The following is a 16723-nucleotide window of genomic DNA, read 5'->3' as shown; positions in this document are numbered from 1 at the left end:
TCATCAAATGACAAAACAGCACCAATGTAGCCAATTGCTTCCAGAGGTGCCAACCCTTTTGCAGGGGGTCGCTCACCTCTCACCGCGCCACCGTTTGGCTAGGGCACGAGCTGTCGCCAGCACCGCCTCCTTGGCCGGATTGGGCCGTTTGCCGCCGCGCCAGGCCATCATCACATCCCAGTGCTCCTGGGGCAGATTGCAGACATCCAGTTTGACCAGTCGCCCGACCTCCAGATCCCGCGCGATGGCCAACTCTGGCATCAGAGTGATGAAACCGTGCTCCAGCGCCAGATCCCGGGCCGCACTCGCGGGCTGTACCCCGTGCAAGGGGCTGGCGGCACGGCGCAGCCGCCGCAATTGCTGAATAAAGACGTCACAACCTGGCCCCCACACCTGGGGGGCAAGCCGCTGATCGGCGATGTCCTGCAGAGTCAAACCGTGGCACCCCGCCAGCGGGTGCATAGGCGAGGCGATGGCGATGATGGGGGAGCAGCAGAGCAGCTCCATCTGCAGTCCAGCCACCGGCGGGCACTTGAGCACGAAGCCGATGTCGGTCACCCCGGTCAGCAGCTCCTGCATGATGACGCCGGAATGATCCGTGGTGCAGCGGATCTCGAACGCCTCGTCCACCAGCTCCATCAGGAGCGAGCCAAACACCACCGAGGTCAGGGAAGGCAGGCTGGAGAGACGGATGCAGGGCAGCGCCGGTGCCCCCTGCAGCGCCAGCCGCCCTTCGCTCAGGGTTGTCAGGGCCGAACGGGCCGCTGGCAGGAACTCCTCGCAAGCGCGAGTCGGGGTCACGCCGCGGCGATGACGCTGGAACAGCGGCGCCCCCAGAGTCAGTTCCAGATGGGCAATGCGCTGGCTCACCAGAGGTTGCGACCAACCGCGGATAGCCGCCGCCTGACTGAAACTGCCAAGCTCCGCCACATCCAGCAGCAGCTGCAAATCGTCCAGATCCATAGACATAAAAAATCCTGATATGAAATATAGGTAGTTGTCGTCTACCACTATATCTGATGCCCCTCCAGAATGGAGTCATCAATCAATAGAGAGGGCATTATGGTAGAGCGGGCAAGGCATTGGGGGCGCTGGTTTCTGGCGCTGGATACGACGCTGGTTATCCTGGGTTTCTTTGTGGTGATGCCGATGATCAGCCTGCGCTTCGTGGATCAGCTCGGCTGGGCGGCGGGGTTGGTAGGGCTGGCCCTGGGGCTGCGCCAGCTGACCCAGCAGGGGCTGGGCATCTTCGGTGGCTCCCTGGCCGATCGCTTCGGGGCTCGTCCGCTCATCGTCACCGGCATGTTGCTGCGCGCCGTCGGCTTCGCCACCCTGGCCTGGGCCGAGAGCGGCGCCATGCTGATCTTCTCCTGCTTCCTCTCCGGTCTCGGTGGCTGCCTGTTCGATCCACCGCGGGCCGCCCTGGTGATCAAGTTCACCCGCCCCGGCGAACGGGGCCGCTTCATCTCCCTGTTGATGATGCTGGAGAGCGCCGGCGCCGTGACCGGGGCCCTGCTCGGCAGCTGGTTGCTGCGCTTTGACTTCACCTATGTCTGCCTGCTGGGCGCAGGCCTGTTCACCCTGGCGGCTCTGTGCAACTGGCTGCTGTTGCCCCCTTACCGCCTCTCCCTCAAGCCGACCCCGATGCGGCAAGGACTGGGGCAGGTGCTGGCGGATCGCGCCTTCTGCCGGCTGGTGCTGATCCTGAGCGGCTACTACATGCTGTGGGTGCAGGTGATGCTGATCTTCCCCATCCTGGTCAAGCAGCTCTCCGGCAGCACCACGGCGGTCGGCTGGATGTACAGCCTGGAGACCGCCCTGTCGCTGGCGCTGCTCTACCCCATCGCCCGTTTCAGCGAGCGGCGCTACAAGCTGGAAAACCGCCTGATGGCCGGCATCCTGCTGATGACAATAGGGATAGGGCTGGTCGCCTTCGTCAACACCCTGTCGGGGCTCTTCGTGCTGCTGGCCTGCTTCTATCTGGGGATCATCATCTGCGAGCCGGCGCGGGAGACCCTGATGACCCGGCTGGCCAACCCCAACGCACGCGGTAGCTACATGGGTTTCAGCAGACTCGGACTCGCCCTGGGGGGCATGACAGGCTACGTGGGGGGAGGCTCCCTCTATGACTATGCCCTGCAGCAGGGGCAACCCGCCCTCCCCTGGCTGGTACTGGGCACGATCGGCGTGGTCACCATGCTGCTGCTGGCTCACTGCTTCGCCCGCCGCCCGGAGCTGAGAAGCCGGGCGGCAGCCTGAACCATTTTCAGGGAAATGAAAAATAAAGTTGCGCACAACAACCAAGTCGCTAAATTGGTTGTTGTACACAACAAAAAGGAAACCCTGATATGGATCCCCGCCCCCTGCGCGCCCTCTCTCGTGAGCTGGTCCGCGAACTCGGCATGCTCTCCCAGCAATGCGGCGAGCTGGCCCTCACCCCCATCGAAGCCCACCTGCTGATCGAACTGGAGAGCGGCCCTGCCACCAACCAGCAGTTGGCAGAGAAACTGCGCATCGACAAGTCCAACGCCAGCCGTCCGCTGGCGCGCCTCGCCGAACGGGAGTTCATCAGCTGGCATCCCCATCCCTCCGATGGTCGCAGCAAGGAGGCCCGCCTCACCATCGCCGGCCAAAGCCAGCTGCTGGCGCTGCATCGGGAAATGGACTGCGCCATGGAAGAGACCCTGGCCCAGTTGACTCAGGAAGAACGCGAGCGGCTGTGGGAAGGCCTGCGCCTCTATCGCAGCGCCCTCTCCCGTGCCCGCCGCCAGCAGGGCTACCACATTCGTCCCATCCGGGCGTTCGACAATCCCCATATCGCTGCGGTGATCCGCGCCGTCTCCGCCGAATACGGCCTCACCGCCGACAAGGGCTATGGAGTCGCCGACCCGAACCTGGATCAGCTCCATGAGACTTATCAGGGCAGGGGTAGCCGCTACTGGGTGATTGAAGGGCCTGATGGCACCATTCTGGGTGGCGGCGGTATAGCCAGGCTGGCGGGAGAAGAAGAGACCTGCGAGCTGCAGAAGATGTACTTCATGCCCGCCTTGCGCGGGCTGGGGCTGGGGCGACGGCTGGTGCTGCAGGCGCTGGAGGAGGCACGAACCCTCGGCTACCAGCGCTGTTACCTTGAGACCACAGAGGTACTGCGGGAAGCCACCAGCCTCTACGAGTCACTGGGTTTTGAACACCTGCCCGGCCCGCTCGGTTGCACCGGCCACGATGCTTGCGAGATCTGCATGGTGCTCACCCTGTAACCACGCCGTAAAACCGGCAGGCCCCCGCGAGCAGGGGCCTGCCATCGAAAACCTGTTTCGATTAACCCTCTCTTGCCGCCTCTCCCGTTATCGTGCTGGTCTGGTTCAGTGGCCGTCTGGCCCAGAAACCGGCGAGCAGAGAACCGGAGAGGTTGTGCCAGACCGAAAACAGGGTTCCCGCCATGGCTGAAGCCGGCGTGAAGAACTTCATGGCGAGCGCAGTGGCCAGCCCCGAGTTCTGCAGCCCCACCTCGAAGGCGACGGTACGGCAGATACGCTCATCAAAGCCGAGCAGCCGGCTGACCCAGTAGCCCGCCGTGATGCCGATACCGTTATGCAGGATCACCGCCAGCGCCACCATGGGGCCGATGCTGGCGAACTGGCCCGCATTGAGCGCCACGACGGTGGCGATGATCAACACGATGGCCGCCATGGAGACCAGGGGGAGTACTGGCTCAATGCGCGCGGTCAGGGAGTGCAGGAAGACATTGGCGACCACCCCGAGTACCACGGGGATCAGCACTATCTTGACCAAGCTCAGCAGCATGTCCAGCACCGGCACGTCGACGCTCTTGCCAGCCAGCAGCTGCACCAGCAGAGGCGTGATGATGACACCCAGCAGCGTGGAGAGCGCCGTCATTGTGATCGAGAGGGCCACATCCCCCTTGGCGAGGTAACACATCACATTGGAAGAGGTGCCGCCAGCCACGCTGCCCACCAGCACCATACCCACCGTCAGCTCGGCATCGAAACCCAGCAGCAGACTGATAAGCAGGGCAGCCAGTGGCATTACGCTGAATTGCAGCACCAGCCCGAGTCCGATGGCCTTCTTGTTGCGCACCACGTCGAGGAAGTTCCGGGGTTTGAGGGTCAGCCCCATGGCCAGCATGATGATGGTCAGCAGCGGCACTATCTGCGCCTTGAGATCGGTGAACAGACCCGGCTGCCAGTAGGCCAGCAAGGAGAAGAGCAAGGCCCAGAGCGGGAAGAGGTTGGTGATGCGTCCCAGCATGTCGATATCCTTATTCTGAAGCTAACGCAGGCAAACAAGCCCGCAGGGTTTTCTTTTATATCAGCTTTGTCATCGGGTGGAGCCTCGATTGTGCTCGTCAGCCGGGGAAATAGAACCAGGCGGTGCTGATAAGACCGTCCTCTACCTCGAAGACCGCCACACTCTCCAGCGGTTCGGGAGAGAGACCGTGGATCCGCTCATGATCAAACACCTTGTTGCCGAGCACCGTCCTCGACAGCAGTTCGGCCTTCAGCAGCGGGTTATTGAAGCGGTGCTCCATATAGAAGGTTCTGAGCGCCTCCTTGCCAACGGTGGAGGGCGATTCTGCCGGCATGCGATAGGCTTTGAACTGCTCGGAAAAGCAAGCCAGGAAGGCCTCGATATCATGGGCATTGTAGGCTTCCAGCTGTGCCTGGACGGACAAAACGACGGACATGGCACTCTCCAATAAATTTAATTTATTCATTTATATTGGTTTTTTACTCAATCGTCGATAGCAGATGAATTCCCTTCCCCTCGCGGCTCCCCCGTAAAAACCGATAAAAAAAGACCCCGCCGAAGCGGGGTCTCTTGTCTCGTCAGCCATGCAGGCTTGCGAAGCGGTATCAGTGCTCGCGAGTCTGGCGGAACTGGACGTCCGGGTGACGTTCCTGAGCCAGGCGCAGGTTGACCATGGTCGGCGCGATATAGGTGAGGTTATCACCGCCATCGAGGGCCAGGTTGATCTCGTTTTTGCGCTTGAACTCCTCGAACTTCTTGGCATCTGTCCCTTCCACCCAGCGGGCGGTGGAGACGTTGACCGCCTCGTACAGGGCCTCGACGTTGTACTCGCTCTTGAGGCGCGAGACCACCACGTCGAACTGCAGCACACCGACCGCACCGACGATGAGATCGTTGCTCTGCAGCGGACGGAACACCTGTACCGCCCCCTCTTCGGAGAGCTGTACCAGCCCCTTGAGCAGCTGCTTCTGCTTGAGGGGGTCACGCAGGCGGATGCGGCGGAACAGTTCCGGCGCGAAGTTGGGGATGCCGGTGAACTTGAGATCCTCACCCTGGGTGAAGGTGTCGCCGATCTGGATGGTGCCGTGGTTGTGCAGACCGATGATGTCACCCGCGAAGGCGTCTTCCGCCTGCTCGCGATCGCCGGCCATGAAGGTCACGGCGTCGGAGATGTTCACATCCTTGCCCAGACGCACGTGGCGCATCTTCATGCCCTTGGAGTAGGTGCCGGAGACGATGCGCATAAAGGCGATACGGTCGCGGTGTTTCGGGTCCATGTTCGCCTGGATTTTGAACACGAAACCGGAGAACTTCTCCTCGGTGGCAGCCACTTCGCGGCTCTCGGCCTTGCGCGGCATGGGGGCCGGCGCCCAGTCGGTCAGGCCGTCCAGCATATGGTCAACACCAAAGTTGCCGAGTGCGGTACCGAAGAAGACCGGGGTCATCTCGCCGGCGATGAAGGCGTCGTGATCGAACTCGGGAGAGGCACCCTGCACCAGCTCTAGCTCATCACGCAGCTGCTGAGCCAGATCTTCACCGATGGCGGCGTCCAGATCCGGGTTGTTCAGCCCCTTGATCACCCGCTTCTCCTGGATGGTGTGGCCCTGACCGCTTTGATAGAGGTAGGTCTCATCCTTGTAGAGGTGATAGACACCCTTGAAGGATTTGCCGCAGCTAATGGGCCAAGTGATGGGGGCGCACATGATGTTGAGCTCGCGCTCCACCTCGTCCATCACTTCCATGGGATCGCGCACTTCGCGGTCCAGCTTGTTCATGAAGGTGAGGATGGGGGTATCGCGCAGTCGGGTCACTTCCATCAACTTGCGGGTCCGGTCTTCAACACCCTTGGCGGCATCGATGACCATCAGGCAGCAGTCGACCGCCGTCAGGGTACGGTAGGTATCTTCGGAGAAGTCCTCGTGACCCGGGGTATCGAGCAGGTTGACCAGGCAGTCGGCATAGGGGAACTGCATCACTGAGGTGGTGATGGAGATACCGCGCTGCTTCTCCATCTCCATCCAGTCGGATTTGGCGTGCTGGCCCGAGCCACGGCCCTTGACGGTACCGGCGCGCTGAATGGCCTGTCCGAACAGCAGGACTTTTTCGGTGATGGTGGTTTTACCCGCATCCGGGTGCGAGATGATCGCAAAAGTGCGTCTCTTGGAGACTTCACTCAGAAATTCAGCTGACATAATTCAACGTTCTTCTATTGGGCGGCGGCCTTGGCCACCGTGGGAATAAATCCGGGATGCCGCATTCGACTCACGGCACATCTGTATGCAGCGCATGCCACGCCGGCAGGCATCAGGCCAGCCAGGTGGAAAAAGGGGGAAAGCGTTGCATTACATGGGTCGTCTCGCCTGAGTCAAAGCAAAATTGCGCGGCATTATACCCGCGCGAGCGAAAAATACCCAGCCTGGCATGGTGGATAAATCCGCAAGGTACACGTCAAGCCTATTGAGCCAGCACCACCCGGTTGCGCCCGGTCTGCTTGGCCTGGTACATGGCCTCGTCGGCCCGCCGGATCAGGGCACTCAGGGTGTCATCGAAGGGGCCATACTGGGCGCAACCTATGCTGACATGGACAAAACGCCCCTCCGGCATCCCGTCTATACACAGCCGGGAGACCCGCTGGCGGATCCGCTCTGCCACCTCGGCTGCCTCCTCGAGTCTGGTGTCGGGCAGCAGCACCAGAAACTCCTCGCCGCCGTTGCGTCCCACCTCGTCCTGCGCCCGCAGCTGCTCATCGAGGCAACGAGCCACCGCCTTGAGTACCATGTCCCCCATGTGGTGGCCCAGCTGATCATTGACCTGCTTGAAGTGATCGATATCCAGCAACAAGACGCTCAGGGAAGGACCACCACTTTTTGCCTGATCGAAACAGGCCTGACCCCGCGCCATGATCTGGCGACGATTGTGGAGACCGGTCAGCTCGTCCGTCATGGCCAGCCGCCTCATCTTGCGGCTGCGGTTGAAGAGGTAGAGCACCAGCATGCCCATCACCACCAGCAGCAGAGCCACCACGGCGAATTGCCACTGGCGGCGCTCCTGCAGTTGTTTGAGCTTGGCTTCCTGTAACAGCTGTTTGGTCTTGAGGGTCTGGTTTTCCAGCTCCTTGCGGGCCAGATCGAACTCGAAGCGCATCTGCAAGGAGCGCTGCTCCCTGAGCACCAGCTCGGTGGCATGCCGGGTCTGCACATACTGCTTGAGGCTGGCCAGCGCATCGCCGACCCGGCCCTGACGCTCGAAGATGCGAGAGCGCAGACCATAGACACGGATCAGAAAACGCTGGTTATTCTCCCTGGCGAAAACGGTCTCCGCCCGCGCCAGATAGTCGAGGGCTCTGGTTTGCTCTCCCGAGGCATCCAGCACCATGGCCATCACCAGTTGCCAGTGCGCCAGGGTCACGCTGTCGCTCCCCTCGCGATCGTGCAGCAGCACTTCGGCCTGTTTCAGCTTTGCTTTGGCCTCGCTCACCTTGTTCTGGTTGAGCAGCATGGTGGCCACCTCGATCTGGCTCCAGGCCAGCAGTCCCTCCTGACGCTGGAACTGATAGTAGCGCTCGGCCTCCTGCATCAGGGGCAGGGCCCGGTCGAACTCGTCCATTTCGGCGTAGAGCAGCGCCTGCTGGGCATGGATATCCACCAGCTGTTCCCGGGCCTCCAGCTGGCGATAGTCCTGCTCCAGTTCCTTGAAATAGTCGTCGGCTCGCTCATAGAGCCCCATGCGCCGATAGGAGTTGGCAATCAGGGTCAATACTTCCCGCCCCTTGTCCTCCATGCCCAGATCTTCATAGCGCTGGTACGCTTCGATAAGCTCCTTCAGCCCCTCGGCCAGCTTGCCCTGATAGGAGTAGAGTTCGCCACGATAACTGAGGACATCGGCCTCTTGCATCCGATCCCCAAGCTCCCGCGCCAACCCCTGTGCCTGCCCAAAATCGGCCAGCGCCAGCTTCATGTTGCCGAGCATCTGCTGGTGAAAGCCGCGACAGACAAGCAATCCGGTTTCGGTGAGCCGATCCTTGCGCGCCCTGGCGATGGCCAGCTCCTTGTCGGCAAAAGCCACCACGGCGCGATACTCGCTGTCCCGCTCGGCCGGCATGGCCCGACACTGCAGCCGGGCAATCCGGCCCTGCACGTCGGGGGAATAGGCGTCGCGATTGGCCGCCAGAGCGGCGACTCGCAATCGGTAGATGCGATCGGGCAGGCCCCCCTCTTCCAGCGCTTGCAACTCTTTGGATAATTGCGGCTCGCCAAGGGGGCCTCGTGCCGCCCATGCAGGAGAGCAAGCCAGACACGCCCACAGGATCAAGGTCATGCAACGCTTCATGCCGGATCAGGTTCCCCATTCGATAGCACTGATACTCTGATAACTCATCATATCGTTCCTTGTCCGACCTGGCAGCAAACCTTATGCCAAATCCGGTTTTTAGCCCTCCTCACAATGACGAAATCCGGCGCTTTACAGGAGCAGACCCAGCATCGACTATATGTTCTTTTTGCAGGGATGTGGCGGGATGACATACGAGGAGTTGCAGGCTGCCTATGCCAGGCTGCAGCTGGAAAACGAGCGGCTAAAGCGCATCGCCGACGATGCCCGCGAAAAACTGGACGCCGCCATGGATGGTACCGGCCTGTGCATCTGGCAAAACCACATCCCCACCGGCAAGCTCATCATCTTCAACCGCCGCTGGGGCGCCATGCTGGGATTTCAGCCCAAGGAGCTGTCTGCCCATTTCGACGTCTGGCGCGAGCACCTGCACCCGGAAGACAGGGAGCGGGTGCTGCAGGCCTTCTTCGACCATCTGAGCGGCAAGAGCCCCTTTTATCAGGTGATGCACCGGATGATCGCCAAGGATGGCAAGACCACCTGGGTGCTGGATCGGGGCCGCGTGGTGGAACGGGATGAACAGGGCAACCCCATCCGGGTGATGGGCACCCACATCGACATCACCCACGAGAAAGAGTACGAGCAGCAGCTGGCCCGGCTCGCCCATCGGGATCCCCTCACCGGCCTTGCCAACCGCACCGCCTTGCAGCGCAAGTTCAACCAGGGTTTCAAATCCATCTGCTTCATCGATCTCGATGACTTCAAACAGGTCAATGACAACCTGGGCCACCGGGCCGGCGACGAGCTGCTGGTCGCCCTGACCCAGCGTCTCAGGCAGTGCTGTCCGGAAGAGAGCGAACTGGGGCGCATCGGCGGCGACGAGTTTGTGCTGCTGCTCCCCTGGGAGAGCGAGGATCCCCGTACCCACGAGCTGGCCCAACTCTGCATCGAGCTCATCTCGACCCCCTTCCCCCTCGCCAACGGCGACGGGAATGTGGGTCTGAGCATGGGAATTGCGGCCATCCGGCCCCAGGATGACTTCGGCGCCGCCCTGGCCCGGGCCGATCAGGCCATGTACCAGGTCAAGCGCAGCGGCAAACAGGGCTTTCACATCTCCCGTCCGAGCGGTCAACCACTGCTGGATCAAGAACAGGTTAACGAACGCGCCTTGAGCCATACCCCGGCTCACTGACGGCGACCACCCTCAGTGCTGCTGCCAGCGGCGCAGCAGACGGCCACGCAGGCCGCAATCCAGCAACCAGCTGTTGTCGAATACCCGCAATAGCGCCGGCTTGGCGTGGCGAGACATGGCGACGGCGTGAAAGCGGGTCTCGCGATGGCGATAGCGATTCATCTGATCGAGCAGGGGGTGGGGCAGACTCTGGGCGATGAAGTCGGAGATCACCAGCACATCCGCTTTGGCAAAGGCGGGGTCGTCGAGCTTGATCAGCGCCTTCTCGAGACAGGGCACCAGATCGGTACCGCCGTGAAAACTCATGGAGAGGAAGCGCTCCGCCTTGTCCAGCCCGGTGTCAGCGGTGATCTCCAGGGTCGCCACCTCGGTGGAGAAGAGCATCAGATAGCAACCGCGCTTCTCGTCCATCGCCACCTTGAGCAGCGCCAGAAACAGCGCCTTGGCACACTCCTCCGGATAACCGCCCATGGAGCCCGACGTATCGACGCAGACGATGAAGGGCCCCCGCTGCTGCAACTGGTGTCCCCCCTGTTCCGGGGTGCGCAACATGATGCGCTGGCGTGGCAGGATACCCCGTGACTGGTAGCTGAGCAGGCGCCGCTCCAGATAGCGGCGATAAAACTCCAGCTCCAGCTCCGGCAGCCCCAGCATCACCGCCTCGCTCGGCAGCAGCCGCATCAGGTCGCTGGCCTGATGGATCCCCACCAGATCGTCGGGCACATCGTCGCTGGGGGCAGGTTCGAGCTCCAGCATCTGCACCGGCGGCACCGGCTGCTCCTGTGCCTGCCGATCCCGTTCGCTGCGGCCAAGCTGGGCGGCTATCTCAGCCAGCAGGGGTTCCCGCTGCAACATGCGGGCATACTGCTTGACCAGCACCAGACTGCGCTTGTGCCAGCTGCCCTGGGCCAGATCCCACAAGCCACCGGCCGAGATCTGGTGGGGATCGAGGGCATCGGCCAGGGTGCGGCTCGCCAGCAGCTGATCCTCGATCTCCTGGCGCTGCTTCTCCCGCTCCGCCTCGGCGATCTGCTGCTGCAGTTGCAGCAAACTGCCCACCAGGCTGGCACGCCACTTCTCGACAAACAGCTGGCGCAGGCTCTCGGTCGGATGAGCCACCAACTGGCGCACCAGACTGCGGGCTTCGCCGGCGAACGGACTGTATTGCTCGAGCGCCTCCAGCAGCGCCGGCAAGCGGCCGATAAGCTCAGTCATCGGTAGCTGGCGATGCGCCTGATAGAGCAGGTACTCCTGCTCCAGAGCCACCGGCACCGGCTTGTGGCGGATCTCCTCGCCAAGCTGTTCGCCCCAGCCCTGCAGGCGCTTTTTCAACAGCTTGCCCTGTAGCGGTGAGCGCTTGATGAACTCGGAGATCTTGGGTGAGGCCGCCAGCAGCAGCGCCACCTCCCCCGCCAGCTCCCCTTCCCCCATCAGAAGCCCCAGATCCAGCATGCCAATTTCCAGCATGGGAACTCCTTAGTCGTCCAGCCTGGGCAACCGCTCGCGCCAGTGCGCCAGCTCGCCGGAGAGTTGCTCGAGATCCCGGTTCAGCACGAAGAAACTGTCCTCCACCTGCTGCAGCCAGCGCTGGCCGATGAAGAGGTGCTGCTGATGGCGCTCGAACAGGCTGCGCTGCTGCTTGAGCGACTGCACCACCTTGGCCACCTCGGCCTGCAACTCGTCCAGCTCCTGCAGCCAGGGTTCCAGCACCACCTCGGGGATGGCGTTGCGCTCCATCAGTACCAGCGGGATCTGCTGACGCTGGATATCCAGCACGTGAAGCCGCAGCTCGTCATCCAGCACCAGCTCAAAATGGCCCTCTTTCGGGTTGCCATACTGATAGCCCGCCAGGGCTTCACCGGTCGGGTGCCAGTGGGAAAGTAGAGTACGATCGAATACCAGAGTCTCGGTCAGGCGCTCGGGATCGCCGCCATCCAGCGGCGCCGGGGTGAGCAGGTGAAAGTGCACCGTCTTGCCGAAGGCCCTGGCGTTGGCCAAGGGGATCTCGATCCCCCGCGCACGACGGCCAAACCACTGCTTGCGCTGGCGCGCCTTGCAGCAGAGACGCTGGGCGACCCGCTGCTTCAGCTGCTTGAACCTGTCCCGCAGGGCCAGCAGTTGACGGGTCATGGCCAGCTGCTGATAGCCGTAGAGACGAGAAAACTCGGTCATCGTCTCCAGCAGGGTGGTGCGGGACTCCTCGTCGTGCCACAGGCAATCCTTGAACAGCAACAGATCGAGGGGGGCCACCTCGTCGCGGCCGTTGAAAAAAGCGCTCGCCTTGATGAGCCTTACGGCCTTCTTCCAGCGCCGATCCGACACGTAGCAGCGATGGGCCAACTGGCTGTCGAGCTGCTGGCGCAGCTGATAGATGAGCTCGAAACAGGCTTCCGGCAGGCGCACCTGCTCAATCTGGCTCTGCCACTGCAGGTACTCCTCCCCTTGGATCTGCAAGGCGGCCGGCAGGTTCTGATGGGCGTGGCCGTCGCTGGCCAGCATCGCCTGAAAGTTGGCCTTCTCCTGCACCCTGTCCATCCAGATCCGCACCAGCATACGGTCGTAGAGGGCCTCCAGCCCGCTGTCGGGGGCCGGCAGCTCGTTGGAGGCGGTCACCAGCAGCCGCATCGGGATGGGGTACTGACCATCGCCGTTGCGAAACTGCCGCTCGTTGATGGCGGTGAGCAGGGTGTTGAGGATGGCGGGGCCCGCCTTCCAGATCTCGTCGAGGAACACCACCTCGGCCTCCGGCAGGTAGCCATTGGTCAGGCGCAGGTACTTGCCATCCTCCTTCAGGGCCTGGATGGAGAGGGGGCCAAACACCTCCTCCGGCGTGCTGAAGCGGGTCATCAGGTATTCAAAGTGGCGGGCCTCGTGAAAGGCCAGCTTGAGCCGGCGGGCGATCAGGCTCTTGGCGATGCCGGGGGGCCCCAGCAGAAACACGCTCTCGCCGCTGAGAGCAGCCAGCAGACCGAGCCGCAGGGCATCCTGGCGTTCATAGAGCCCCTCGCCGAGCGCGGTCAGCAGACGGGGCAGGCGTTCATGGATGGGCATGGACCGCACGGCGGCGTGGGCTTGAGCTGAAAGCGACATAGAGACAATTCCGAAGCTGAGATAATGATGGCGCCAAGGGGTGATATCCGTTTGTTCGCCCTTGGATTTTGTCTTGTTATGATGTTTATTCTGGCCCTGGTTGCTGCAAAATACCCCGTTCTGGCAGGAAAAAACCGCGCGGGCCAAGGCTGTACGCTGCAAAGGGTGCAGCAAAACCCGTTCGAGTGTACCCTGCCCGGCACGATTTTCCCCAACGCAGATCAAGAGTGAGTCGCCCCATGCAAGATCCCGTACGTCAGAGCATGTTGGCCCGCATGGGCATTCAAGGCTGGCAGTTGCGCCGCCCGGCCTTGCTGGGTGGCGCCCCTGAACCAACCGAGCCGCAGCCTGCCAGCGGCAAACAGACCCAAGAGGCTGTCATGCCAGACGGCAAGCTCTGGCTGCTGGCCCCGCAGCTGCCCGCTCAGCCTCTGCTGGCCGATATCTGCCAGCTGCTCGGCATTACGCCGGAGGAGGTGTCACTGCTTGGGGAGATGCCCGCCGGCGAGCCGCCCCTGCTCTGGTTGACCGAGGGCGATCCCCGCTGGCCCGACGCCCTGATCTGCCCGCTCGCGCCCAACGGGACGCAGAAGCGGGCGCTGTGGCAACAGCTGCGTCAACGACTGGCCGCGACGGCGGCATAAGAGGGCATCTTGTCGCAAGCCGGCCCGGTGATGCCGCTCTTTTTACCTGATTTTACAAAGGCGGCACGCCACCTGGTTCGGCGGATGCCAGTGCGGCTTGTCGCCATTTTTCCCTAGTTTCGGAGTTTCCATGGCTGAGTTTCGTCCCCTGCTCGAGAGCGATTTCGAGCTTGTCTATCCCATTGAGCAGGCCGCCCACAAGGAGCCCTGGAGTCAGGCCAACCTGCTCTCCTGCTTTGGCCCCCGTTATCTCAACGGCCTGATGCTGGTGGATGGCCGCCCGGCCGGTTTCTACATCTCGGATCTGGTGGCCGGCGACAGCTCGCTGATGAACATCTGTGTGCTCCCTGATTTTCAGGGCAAGGGGCTGGGCCGGGCGCTGCTGAAGGAGTATCTGGCTCGCAGCAAGGCGAAGGGGGCCGAGGCCTGGTTTCTCGAGGTGCGCGCCAGCAATCTGGCCGCCATCGGCCTCTACGAGAGCGCCGGCTTTGCAGAATATTGTCGCCGGGCCGACTACTACGGCACCGGCAGCGAGCGGGAAGATGCGATCCTGATGTCGCGCCTGTTCGACTTCGGCTGACATCAGGGCTTTGGTGACCTGCCTCGGCATCACTCCAGCGGGGCATTGTCTAGGGCGGGATCCTGCAGCGCCAGGGTGGTCTCGAGCACGGCCTCGAAGGCTGCCGCCGAGAGCGGCATATAGAAGCCCCGCTGCCAGGTCTTGCCCGGCATCCAGATCTGGTTGATATCCACCACCAGCTTGATGGGCTTCAAGGGTTCACCCGGTCGCTGTACGTAGATGCCGGGCGGCGTCGCCACCCTGGGGAAGCGGCGCAGGATCTGCTCGCTGCCATCCCCGCTCCCCGGATTGAGCCTCACCTTCACCAGTCGCGAGAGGGGGCCCACCATCTCGTCGCTCTGCCAGAAGCGCTGATCCAGCGCCTTGCAGCGGCGGCACTTCGGGGTTTCCAGTACATAGAGCAGCGGCTGGCCAGATGACAGCGCCTGGCGCTGCGCGCTCTGATACCCCTCATCCCCCTGATACCAGGCGCTGGCAGCTTGATCCGCCTCACTGCCCGAGAAGAACCAGGCGACGCCCCCCGCCACCATGAGCCCCCCGGCGGCCAATCCCCCTTTAAGCCATAAATTCATATTGTTACCTCCACTGTACACACTTTTTTTATATCGGCTGCCCTGTGCAGAGATAGAGCTATTTGCACTCTTTGTGATCCAGAACAAACAGCGAACACTTGTAAGCCGTAATGGTCGAGTTTAAACTCTAGCCCGATTTTTAGTGCCCTCGCGGGCGTACAACTTTAATTAAAGGATGTTTGATTGATGCCGAAGCTTCATCTGGTTCGACTGATGCGTGAGCGCATTGCCCAGCTTGGCAACAAGGCCGCCCTGCGGGTTCAGCAGGATGGTCAATGGCGTGCCATCGGCTGGCGCACCCTGGGCCAGGCCATGGACTACTGCGCCCAGGCGCTGATCCGCGCCGGCCACCAGCCCACCGAAATGGTCGGCATCTATGCCCGCAACATGCCGGAGTGGACCCAGGCCGATCTCGGCATCCTTGCCGCCCGCGGCGTCAGCGTTCCCATCTATCCCACCAGCACCCTCGATCAGCTGCGCTACATAGTACGCGATGCCAACATCGGCCTGCTGTTCGTCGGTGAGCAGCCCCAGTTTGATCAGGCGCTGACCCTGCTGCAAGCCGGCGAGATCCGCCAGATCGTCGCCCTCGATGGCACAGTCGATCTGCGTGGCTGCCCGCAGGCCAGCCACTTCCAGACTTTCCTGGTTTCCGGCAACCATCAGGCCAGCGAACAGGAGCTGCGGGAGCGCGAAAGCCAGTACCGGATGGACGACCTGCTGACCCTGATCTACACCTCGGGCACCACGGGCGAGCCCAAGGGGGTCATGCTCGATTTTGCCAACATCGCCGCCTGCTTCGAGATGCACAACAGCCGCCTCGATCTGAACGAGCAGGATGTATCGCTGTGCATGCTGCCGCTTAGCCATGTATTCGAGCGCGCCTGGACCTATTACGTGCTCTATTGCGGTGCCGAGAACGTCTACATCCGCGACCCGCAGAAGGTGATGGAGGTCATCGGCGAGGTGAAACCGACCGTGATGTGCGCCGTGCCGCGCCTCTACGAGAAGGCCTACGCCATGATCCAGGCCAAAGTCGCCCAGGCGCCGCGCCTGCGCCGCACCCTGTTTGGCTGGGCCACCCGGGTCGGCAAGCAGATGGTCGCCACCCGTCAGCAGGGCAAGTCCGCTTCCCCCTGGCTCTACGCCCAGCTGGCCCTGGCCGAACGCCTGGTATTTCGCAAGCTGCGCGCCCGCTTCGGCGGTCGTACCCGCTTCCTGCCGGTGGCTGGCGCCCGCCTGGCCGATGACGTGAACCTCTTCTTCCAGGCCATGGGGCTCAACCTCAAGTACGGCTACGGCATGACCGAAACCACCGCCACTGTCTGCTGCTACGAGGATAGCCAATTCAAGCTGGGATCCATCGGCACCGCCCTGAACGGCATCGAAGTGAAACTCGGCGAGAACAACGAGCTGCTGGTGCGCTCCCCGACCGTGATGCGCGGCTACTACAACAAACCCGAGGCCACTGCCGAGGTGATGACCGAGGATGGCTTCCTGCGCACCGGCGATGCCGGCGAGCTCGACGGCGAGGGCAACATCTACTTCACCGAACGGCTGAAGGAGCTGATGAAGACCTCCAACGGCAAGTACGTGGCCCCCCAGCTGGTAGAAGGGACCCTCGGCAAGGATCGCTTCATCGAGCAGATCGCCATCGTCGCCGATGCCCGCCACTTCGTCTCGGCGCTGATCGTGCCCTGCTTCGAGTCACTGGAGGAGTACGCCCGCTCCATCAACCTGCAGTACCAGTGCAAAACCGAGCTGCTGCGCCACTCCAAGGTGGTGACCTTCTTCGAGGAGCGGATCCACGAGCTGCAAAAAGAGCTGGCCAAGTTCGAGCAGGTGAAGAAGTTCACCCTGCTACCGAGCGCCTTCTCCATGGAGCTGGGGGAGCTGACCCCGACCATGAAACTGCGCCGCAAGATCATCGAGGCCAAGTATCAGGACGAGATCGAGGCAATGTACAACCACGTCTGATCCCGCCGCTTCGCACCAACAAAGAGCCGCCCCTCCCCGGGGCGGCTTTTTTGTTGTTCATTCAGCTCCG

Annotated in this window: 15 protein-coding genes; 7 read left to right on the top strand and 8 right to left on the bottom strand. The window is 62.3% G+C overall.

All coding sequences use genetic code 11. The features are described 5' to 3' along the window. Positions 1-72: 72 nt before the first annotated feature. Positions 73-969, bottom strand: a complete 897-nt coding sequence (locus tag I6L37_RS07910) for a LysR family transcriptional regulator (protein WP_042026993.1) — start codon at positions 967-969, stop codon at positions 73-75. 93 nt (positions 970-1062) lie between these two features. Here I6L37_RS07910 and mdtH point away from each other — a divergent pair, with 93 nt between their 5' ends. Both mdtH and I6L37_RS07900 read left to right on the top strand, forming a co-directional pair. Next, positions 1063-2259, top strand: a complete 1197-nt coding sequence (gene mdtH, locus I6L37_RS07905; RefSeq protein WP_042026994.1) for a multidrug efflux MFS transporter MdtH — start codon at positions 1063-1065, stop codon at positions 2257-2259. Between the two features lie 89 nt (positions 2260-2348). Beyond that, entirely contained in the window at positions 2349-3257 is a 909-nt protein-coding gene (locus I6L37_RS07900; protein WP_216993699.1) for a bifunctional helix-turn-helix transcriptional regulator/GNAT family N-acetyltransferase, read from the top strand. Positions 3258-3318: 61 nt separating this feature from the next. Here I6L37_RS07900 and I6L37_RS07895 read toward each other — a convergent pair whose 3' ends face one another. The 4 genes from I6L37_RS07895 to I6L37_RS07880 form a co-directional block, all read right to left on the bottom strand. Continuing rightward, positions 3319-4269: a bile acid:sodium symporter family protein gene (locus tag I6L37_RS07895; RefSeq protein ID WP_216993698.1), complete on the bottom strand. Its 951-nt coding sequence runs from the start codon at positions 4267-4269 to the stop codon at positions 3319-3321. A gap of 97 nt (positions 4270-4366) precedes the next feature. Further along, complete coding sequence (locus tag I6L37_RS07890; RefSeq protein WP_216993697.1) at positions 4367-4705, bottom strand: nuclear transport factor 2 family protein; 339 nt, start codon at positions 4703-4705, stop codon at positions 4367-4369. A 169-nt stretch (positions 4706-4874) separates the two neighbouring features. Further along, entirely contained in the window at positions 4875-6464 is a 1590-nt protein-coding gene (gene prfC / locus I6L37_RS07885; protein WP_124240017.1) for a peptide chain release factor 3, read from the bottom strand. Between the two features lie 259 nt (positions 6465-6723). Next, positions 6724-8586, bottom strand: a complete 1863-nt coding sequence (locus tag I6L37_RS07880; RefSeq protein ID WP_216993696.1) for a GGDEF domain-containing protein — start codon at positions 8584-8586, stop codon at positions 6724-6726. A gap of 199 nt (positions 8587-8785) precedes the next feature. Between I6L37_RS07880 and I6L37_RS07875 the strand changes: the two genes are divergently transcribed. Beyond that, positions 8786-9790, top strand: a complete 1005-nt coding sequence (locus I6L37_RS07875; protein WP_216993695.1) for a sensor domain-containing diguanylate cyclase — start codon at positions 8786-8788, stop codon at positions 9788-9790. A 12-nt stretch (positions 9791-9802) separates the two neighbouring features. Here the strand turns inward: I6L37_RS07875 and viaA are convergent, their stop codons facing one another. Then, the gene (viaA, locus tag I6L37_RS07870) at positions 9803-11257 is read right to left on the bottom strand and encodes an ATPase RavA stimulator ViaA (protein WP_216993694.1); all 1455 of its coding nucleotides are present in this window, start codon (positions 11255-11257) and stop codon (positions 9803-9805) included. A gap of 9 nt (positions 11258-11266) precedes the next feature. Then, positions 11267-12880 carry an ATPase RavA domain-containing protein gene (locus I6L37_RS07865; protein ID WP_216993693.1) on the bottom strand — a complete coding sequence of 538 codons (1614 nt, stop codon included), beginning with the start codon at positions 12878-12880 and terminating at the stop codon, positions 11267-11269. A gap of 78 nt (positions 12881-12958) precedes the next feature. Here I6L37_RS07865 and I6L37_RS07860 point away from each other — a divergent pair, with 78 nt between their 5' ends. From I6L37_RS07860 to rimI, 3 genes are all read left to right on the top strand, one after another. Beyond that, positions 12959-13111: a hypothetical protein gene (locus I6L37_RS07860; protein WP_156130393.1), complete on the top strand. Its 153-nt coding sequence runs from the start codon at positions 12959-12961 to the stop codon at positions 13109-13111. An 8-nt stretch (positions 13112-13119) separates the two neighbouring features. Next, complete coding sequence (locus I6L37_RS07855) at positions 13120-13524, top strand: DNA polymerase III subunit psi (protein ID WP_216993692.1); 405 nt, start codon at positions 13120-13122, stop codon at positions 13522-13524. Positions 13525-13654: 130 nt separating this feature from the next. Beyond that, on the top strand, positions 13655-14104 hold the full coding sequence (gene rimI, locus I6L37_RS07850) for a ribosomal protein S18-alanine N-acetyltransferase (protein WP_216993691.1): 450 nt from the start codon (positions 13655-13657) through the stop codon (positions 14102-14104). A gap of 29 nt (positions 14105-14133) precedes the next feature. On the opposite strand, the gene I6L37_RS07845 is transcribed toward rimI, so the two are convergent. Beyond that, positions 14134-14676 (bottom strand): thioredoxin family protein, encoded by a 543-nt coding sequence (locus I6L37_RS07845; protein WP_216993690.1) that lies wholly within the window; start codon positions 14674-14676, stop codon positions 14134-14136. Positions 14677-14862: 186 nt separating this feature from the next. On the opposite strand from I6L37_RS07845, the gene I6L37_RS07840 reads away from it, so the two are divergent. Then, positions 14863-16653, top strand: coding sequence for a long-chain fatty acid--CoA ligase (locus tag I6L37_RS07840; RefSeq protein WP_216993689.1), 1791 nt, complete (start codon positions 14863-14865; stop codon positions 16651-16653). Positions 16654-16723 lie beyond the last annotated feature (70 nt).

The sequence above is a fragment of the Aeromonas sp. FDAARGOS 1407 genome, from assembly GCF_019048725.1.
GTDB classification, from domain to species: Bacteria; Pseudomonadota; Gammaproteobacteria; order Enterobacterales; family Aeromonadaceae; genus Aeromonas; species Aeromonas enteropelogenes.
Note: the sequence above shows the minus strand (reverse complement) of the source record. Positions and strands in the feature narration are given on the sequence as shown.